9 protein-coding genes are annotated in these 5,676 nt (G+C 71.0%); 4 read left to right on the top strand and 5 right to left on the bottom strand.

All coding sequences use genetic code 11. The annotated features are described in order from the left end of the window. Positions 1-69: 69 nt before the first annotated feature. Positions 70-1,365 carry an Rv3212 family protein gene (locus tag G6023_RS14965; RefSeq protein ID WP_069389198.1) on the top strand — a complete coding sequence of 432 codons (1,296 nt, stop codon included), beginning with the start codon at positions 70-72 and terminating at the stop codon, positions 1,363-1,365. Between the two features lie 39 nt (positions 1,366-1,404). Here G6023_RS14965 and G6023_RS14960 read toward each other — a convergent pair whose 3' ends face one another. Further along, positions 1,405-1,833, bottom strand: a complete 429-nt coding sequence (locus tag G6023_RS14960; protein WP_096905877.1) for a hypothetical protein — start codon at positions 1,831-1,833, stop codon at positions 1,405-1,407. A gap of 388 nt (positions 1,834-2,221) precedes the next feature. On the opposite strand from G6023_RS14960, the gene G6023_RS14955 reads away from it, so the two are divergent. Beyond that, positions 2,222-2,470 carry a WhiB family transcriptional regulator gene (locus G6023_RS14955; RefSeq protein ID WP_067712327.1) on the top strand — a complete coding sequence of 83 codons (249 nt, stop codon included), beginning with the start codon at positions 2,222-2,224 and terminating at the stop codon, positions 2,468-2,470. A gap of 115 nt (positions 2,471-2,585) precedes the next feature. Here G6023_RS14955 and G6023_RS14950 read toward each other — a convergent pair whose 3' ends face one another. Next, complete coding sequence (locus G6023_RS14950; protein ID WP_067712324.1) at positions 2,586-2,801, bottom strand: biotin/lipoyl-binding carrier protein; 216 nt, start codon at positions 2,799-2,801, stop codon at positions 2,586-2,588. A gap of 104 nt (positions 2,802-2,905) precedes the next feature. Here G6023_RS14950 and G6023_RS16400 point away from each other — a divergent pair, with 104 nt between their 5' ends. Continuing rightward, positions 2,906-2,980 (top strand): 50S ribosomal protein bL37, encoded by a 75-nt coding sequence (locus G6023_RS16400; protein ID WP_370452405.1) that lies wholly within the window; start codon positions 2,906-2,908, stop codon positions 2,978-2,980. A gap of 79 nt (positions 2,981-3,059) precedes the next feature. Here the strand turns inward: G6023_RS16400 and G6023_RS14945 are convergent, their stop codons facing one another. Together G6023_RS14945 and G6023_RS14940 are read right to left on the bottom strand one after the other, a co-directional pair. Further along, positions 3,060-3,386: a zf-HC2 domain-containing protein gene (locus G6023_RS14945; RefSeq protein WP_067712322.1), complete on the bottom strand. Its 327-nt coding sequence runs from the start codon at positions 3,384-3,386 to the stop codon at positions 3,060-3,062. Continuing rightward, positions 3,386-4,063 (bottom strand): sigma-70 family RNA polymerase sigma factor, encoded by a 678-nt coding sequence (locus G6023_RS14940; RefSeq protein WP_067712319.1) that lies wholly within the window; start codon positions 4,061-4,063, stop codon positions 3,386-3,388. The genes G6023_RS14945 and G6023_RS14940 overlap by 1 nt, the downstream gene beginning before the upstream one ends. A 106-nt stretch (positions 4,064-4,169) precedes the next feature. Here G6023_RS14940 and G6023_RS14935 point away from each other — a divergent pair, with 106 nt between their 5' ends. Continuing rightward, complete coding sequence (locus G6023_RS14935) at positions 4,170-4,700, top strand: aminoacyl-tRNA deacylase (protein ID WP_096905878.1); 531 nt, start codon at positions 4,170-4,172, stop codon at positions 4,698-4,700. Positions 4,701-4,760: 60 nt separating this feature from the next. On the opposite strand, the gene G6023_RS14930 is transcribed toward G6023_RS14935, so the two are convergent. Then, positions 4,761-5,676 (bottom strand): SOS response-associated peptidase (locus G6023_RS14930; protein WP_241727889.1); only part of this gene is annotated, 916 nt, incomplete at its 5' end.

Genomic DNA, 5,676 nt, shown 5'->3' with positions numbered 1-5,676 from the left:
CCCCTCGTCGTCGTCGCCCGACCAGGCCGGTCAGGACTGACCGGGCCACCACCTCCCCACACACGGCACGTGCGCGCAGACAGACACGCCACCGGCGGCCCGGGCCGACGGTTCCCCGGTGTGCCCTCCGAACGGGGGACACGCCGCGATCTGGCGACCGCGGCCGTCATCGTCGTCGTCATGGCGGTGGTGGCCGCCGCCGTCCTGCTGTCGGGGAGCGCGAACCGATCGGACTTCGGCGCCGCCGACGACGAGCAGCCCGTCTACGGCCCCGCGGTCGAGCGCCCCACCTCCCTCCAGCCCCTGTGGTCCCACGCGTCGGGGGGCGCGGGCGCCCCACTGACCACGAAGGGCAACCTCGTCACCATCGACGACGACGGGACCCTCGTGGGCCGCGACGCGGGCTCGGGCGAGCCGCGGTGGACCTACTCGCACGCCGGACGTCCCTGCGCGGCCACGTTCTATGCCGACATCCTCGCCGCGGCGTTCGACGGGGCCGCCGGGTGCAGTGACGTCACCGCCCTCGATCCGACGACGCAGCAGTACACGAGCACCCGGCAGAGCGCCTTCCCCGACGCGATGGAACTGACCTCGACCTGGCGGCACGCGCTGGCCTCCAGCCCGGAGCGGCTCGAGATCTGGCGCGACGACCTCGTCCGCACCGTCGAGTACGGCGCCGTCGAGGCGCCCCAGGAAGCCGACATGCAACCACGTACCGGCTGCACCCTCGGAACGGCCGACCTCACCGACGACCGGTTCGCCGTCGCCGAACGCTGCCCCGGCGACGACTCCACACGGCTCACGCTCGCCGAGACCGTCCCCGAGGACAGCCGCAAGCCCGAGGAGATCGCCTCGGAGACCACCGGCGCCCGGGGCCTGTGGATCATCGACGTCACCGACGAGGGCGTCCTCGCACTGACCGACCGTGACGGTGCCTGGGCCGTCGAATGGTTCACCTCCCCGCGCCAGTACTCCCCCGTCCTGCGACTGGACTCCGAGCCCGCGGCCAAACCGGGCGCCACCACACTCTCCGGCGACGACACCCAGGCACGGTGGTTCGACGGCGGCGCCACCCACGCCTTCCGGACCGATACCGGCCAGCACACCTGGACGGCCGGCGGGGCGACCGGCCCGGGCCTGACCGGCGGGTGGTCACCCGACCCCGACGTCACCACCGCGCGGGATTGGGTACTGCTCCCCGTCGCCGGCGGTTTCGGTCTCCTGGATCACGACTCGGGCGTCGAGACGCTCCGGCTGGGTGCCACCTCCGCGGAGGGCGACGGCGTCACCGGGCTGGCGCAGATCGGCGACATCCTCTATGAACGCCGCGGCGGCTCGATCCACGCCTACAAGCTGCTGGCCTGACCGGGCCGCGGACGGCCGGTCGGGCGGCGTACCAGTCGGTCAGGCGGCGTACCACTCGACGGCGTCGCGCCGGAACAACGCCACCAGGGCGGAGGCACACACCACCGCCAGGGCGATCCCGGCCAGGTACTGGTGCGACCCCACCCCCACGTACCACGCGACGAAGAGCAGCAGCAGCTCGGCGATCACCACCAGACCGCGGCCCCACCTCCGACCGCGCAACAACCCCAGTCCGGCGGCCAACAACCCGCCCCCGAGGATCGCGAACCACACGGCGGTCCCGTACCCGCTGATGACCACGGTCTCCTCGCGGTGGCCGCCGATCGCACGGACCAACAGGACCACCGCGATGCCCACGCCGATGAGCCCCTGAGCAGAGGCGATCCAGCCGGCGAGGCGGACCGGGCCGGGGATCGCGATCCGCGGGTCTGCCGGAACACGGGGCTCGTCCTGTCGTCTCACGTTCACCTCTCAAGACTATGTGGCACCGGATCCACCGGGCCCCACACCCCTGGTGGAGCGCGCTCCACCTAGGCGATAACAGCCTCTGGTGTGCGCTTTCGCGCCGATTTGACAAAGCGCGTGACGTTTACCACATCGAGGTTCAAGAGGGTTGACTTGTCAGGGAATCGTGGGACGATCAGTTGTAACAGCACAGACACACCGTGTTTGCCTTGCCTTAACCGGGAGCCACTCCAGCAGGAGCGAGCCCGCGGAGCGGGTACAACCCCCACCACCCCGTCGGGTGTCACCGAATACGCACGTTCTCACGTCGATCGTACAGGTCCACGCCTGAACGGCGCGTTTTCGTGCTGCCCGGCGCACCCGACCTCGGTCTCACGACGAAGGAGTTCCCATGGACTGGCGCCACAAGGCCATCTGCCGCGACGAGGATCCCGAGCTGTTCTTCCCCGTCGGCAATTCCGGCCCCGCCCTCGCGCAGATCGCCGAGGCGAAGATCGTCTGCAACCGCTGCCCCGTCACCGCCGAGTGCCTGACCTGGGCCCTCGAGTCCGGCCAGGACGCCGGCGTGTGGGGCGGCATGAGCGAGGACGAGCGTCGCGCCCTCAAGCGTCGCCGCGCCCGCACCCGGACCACGGTCTGACCCCGACCGTCTGACGCGGCCGTCGTCCGACCCCAGGACGGCCAGCGTACGAGAGGCCGGTTCCCGACCCGATCAGGGTGGGAACCGGCCTCCCGCCGTTGTGGCGGCAGATCGGTCAGTCGATGACGGCGATGAGATCGCCCGCCTGGATGACGTCGCCGGGCTTCACCGCGACCTCCGTCACGGTTCCCGAGCCCTCACACAGCACCGGGATCTCCATCTTCATCGACTCCAGGAGAACGATCGTGTCGCCCTCGGCGACCTCGGTGCCGACCGCCGCGACGACCTCCAAGACGTTCGCGACCATCTCGGCACGGACCTGTTCAGTCATATGGATTATTCCTCTGCTTCCTCGACAACGGCCCCCGGACACCTCCAATGCAACCACACGGGCCCGCGCATGGAAGACTTGTACACCGACGAAAGGAGGCGACCATGAGCAAGCGTGGCCGCAAGAGGCGGGATCGCCGTAAGAAGAACGCCAACCACGGTAAGCGTCCGAACAGCTGAGTCCGGACGCCGTGGACGACGAGGGGGCGGGCACCTGACCGGTGCCCGCCCCCTCGTCGTCCGTCACCGCGTCCGCGGATCAGCCGAAGTCGCGTCTCTCGACGGTCGTGTGTCTGTGAACCACGGTGGTGCCGTCCGCATCCGTCGTGGTCACCGTCGTGCGTCGGATCTCCACCATCAGGCGTTCCCGCAGCCCGGTCGGAGCCTTCTCGCAGCACGAACTGGAGAGCTTCGCCTTGAGGCGGCGCTCCGAGAGGAACAACTCCCGGCAGTCCGGACACCCCGCGAGATGATGTTCGAGTCGAGAGCGGCAGGCGTCGTCGCACTCGAGGTCCACCAGCAGGGACAGGTCGCGCTTCGCCGACCGACAGTCGATCTCGTCGAGTCGTGGGTCGTGCTCCCTCATCACTTCGCCCCCTCCTCGCGGTCGCGGCCGAAACCCCGCTCGGTGGCCACGTCGCGCAGCAGCTCGCGCAGCTGCTTGCGACCGCGGTGTAGACGCGACATCACGGTCCCCAGCGGGGTGTCCATGATCTCCGCGATCTCCTTGTACGGCAGGTCCTGGACGTCGGCGTAGTACACCGCCATCCGGAACTCCTCCGGCAGCTCGGCGAGGGCCGCCCGGATCTCGTCGTCCGGCAGCAGTTCCATCGCCTCGACCTCCGCCGAGCGGAGGCCCGTCGAGGTGTGCTCGGCCGCGGCGGCCAACTGCCAGTCCGTGATCTCATCGGTCGGGTACTGCGCGGGCTGGCGCTGACGCTTGCGGTAGTGGTTGATGTACGCGTTGGTGAGGATGCGATGCATCCACGCGCGGAAGTTGGTCCCCGGCTTGAACGAGTGGAATCCCGCGAAGGCCTTGGCGTAGGCCTCCTGCACCAGGTCCTCCGCATCGGCGGGATTCCGGGTCATCCGCAAGGCCGCGCCGTAGAGCTGGTCGAGGAGAGGCATCGCCAGCTCCTCGAACTTCTCTGCGCGCTGGTCGGCCTCGTCGGGCTGCAACTCGGTCGGCAACCGGAACTCCTCACCTGTCGGTGTCCCGGAGTCTAACCGCACGCCCGGGGCGTCGAGGACCGCGGTCCGCATCGCACCCTCCCTTCCGACCCGGGACCTACCCCGGGTACCTGCTGGGAATCAACGCGGTGGGCCGTCGCGGTATTCCGGACCCCGTCACCCGCTAGGCTCCCGTCCCGTGGGCAGCAGGAAGGGACGAGGCGGCGCCGCGGCGACCCCGGCGATCGTCGCGCTGCGCGACGCCGACATCGACCACACCGTGCACACCTACGAGGTGACCGGTGACGCGGCCTACGGCGACGAGGCGGCCCGCGTGATGGGCGACCGACTGGGGGTGGCCGCGAACAGGGTGTTCAAGACACTGGTCCTGGCCACCGGCAGACCTCCCGAGGGGTCACGGGTCCCGCTCGCGGTGGCGGTCCTGCCCGTGACCTCCTCGCTGGACCTCAAGGCCGCGGCCGCCGCCCTGGGGTGCGGCAAAGCCACCCTGGCGCCGATCGACGTGGCGGAGAAGAGCACCGGGTACGTCGTCGGGGGCGTGTCGCCCGTCGGCCAGCGACGCCCCCTGGCGACTGTGGTGGACGCCTCGGCCCTGGCCCATCCCACGATCCTGTGCAGCGCCGGCAGACGCGGGTGGGAGATCGAGCTCGCCCCCGTGGATCTGGTGGCGATCACCCGGGCGGTGACCGCCCCGATCACGGCCGGCTGACCGCCCGGTCACGGCCGCCCGGACACGGCCGCCCGGACACGGCCGCCCGGTCACGACCGCCTAGAAGAGCATCCCCTCGGCGGAGTCGACCGGCCGCACCAGCTCCGGACCGTCGTTGCGAACAGTGGACACCGCCCGCGACACCGGCCTGATCTCCACCGACTCGGCCCACTCGCCCAGGTCACCGCCCGCGCCGTCCACCAGGGCACGCGGGTCACGCATGACAGCGGGATCGAGCCAGTCCCCGAGCACCTCGGGGCGGACCACCAGCGGCATCCGGTCGTGCACCCGGCGCAGCGACCCGAGCGCCTCCGTGGTGAGGATCGTGCACGACAGTTGGGTGACCGTCTCGTCCACCGGGTCCCGTCGGGCCTCCCACAACCCGGCCATGAGCAGGCCGCGGTCCCCCGGCAGGCTCATGAAGTACGGCTGCTTGGGCCCCGCCTTTCCGCCGGGGGTCGCGGGCTCGCCCGCGACCCACTCGTACCAGCCGTCCATGGGGATCACGCAGTGCCGGCGGGCGACCGCGGACCGGAACGACGGCTTGGAGTACGCGGTCTCCACCCGGGCGTTGAACAGGTTCGGCAGCCGCTGCGAGTCCCCCGCCCACGAGGGAACGAGCCCCCACCGCATCGCCCGGAGCACCCGCCGGGGCGTTGCCGGGCCCGCCGCCGTGCCCGGGCCAGGGGTCACGCCCTGACGCGCCGTCGCCGCCGATCCGGCCGGCTCGACGAGCCTCTCGGACCGCGGGACGTCCAGAGCCAGAACCGGGATCGTGGTGGTGGGCGCGATGTTGAACCGCGGGGCCCGGGGCGCGATGGCGGGGAACAGGCCGGGAGGCGGGGACGTCGCCTCGTCGACCGCGTCCAGCTCCACCGCGAGCAGCGCCGGGTCCGAGGAGAGGGAGAACCGTCCACACATGCCGACATCCTCGCACCCGGGTCCGGCGGATGCCGCCGCGATGGGCGACAATGAC

Source organism: Dietzia sp. DQ11-71 (assembly GCF_014144995.1).
Lineage (GTDB): Bacteria > Actinomycetota > Actinomycetes > Mycobacteriales > Mycobacteriaceae > Dietzia > Dietzia kunjamensis.
The sequence above is the reverse complement of the archived record's forward strand: the minus strand, read 5'-3'. Positions and strand labels throughout refer to the sequence as shown.

Excerpts from the sequence above, each read along its gene's own strand:
- G6023_RS14940 (WP_067712319.1), bottom strand. The coding sequence starts at position 4,063 with ATGCGGACCGCGGTCCTCGACGCCCCGGGCGTGCGGTTAGACTCCGGG.
- G6023_RS14945 (WP_067712322.1), bottom strand. The coding sequence starts at position 3,386 with ATGAGGGAGCACGACCCACGACTCGACGAGATCGACTGTCGGTCGGCG.
- G6023_RS14955 (WP_067712327.1), top strand. The coding sequence starts at position 2,222 with ATGGACTGGCGCCACAAGGCCATCTGCCGCGACGAGGATCCCGAGCTG.
- G6023_RS14950 (WP_067712324.1), bottom strand. The coding sequence starts at position 2,801 with ATGACTGAACAGGTCCGTGCCGAGATGGTCGCGAACGTCTTGGAGGTC.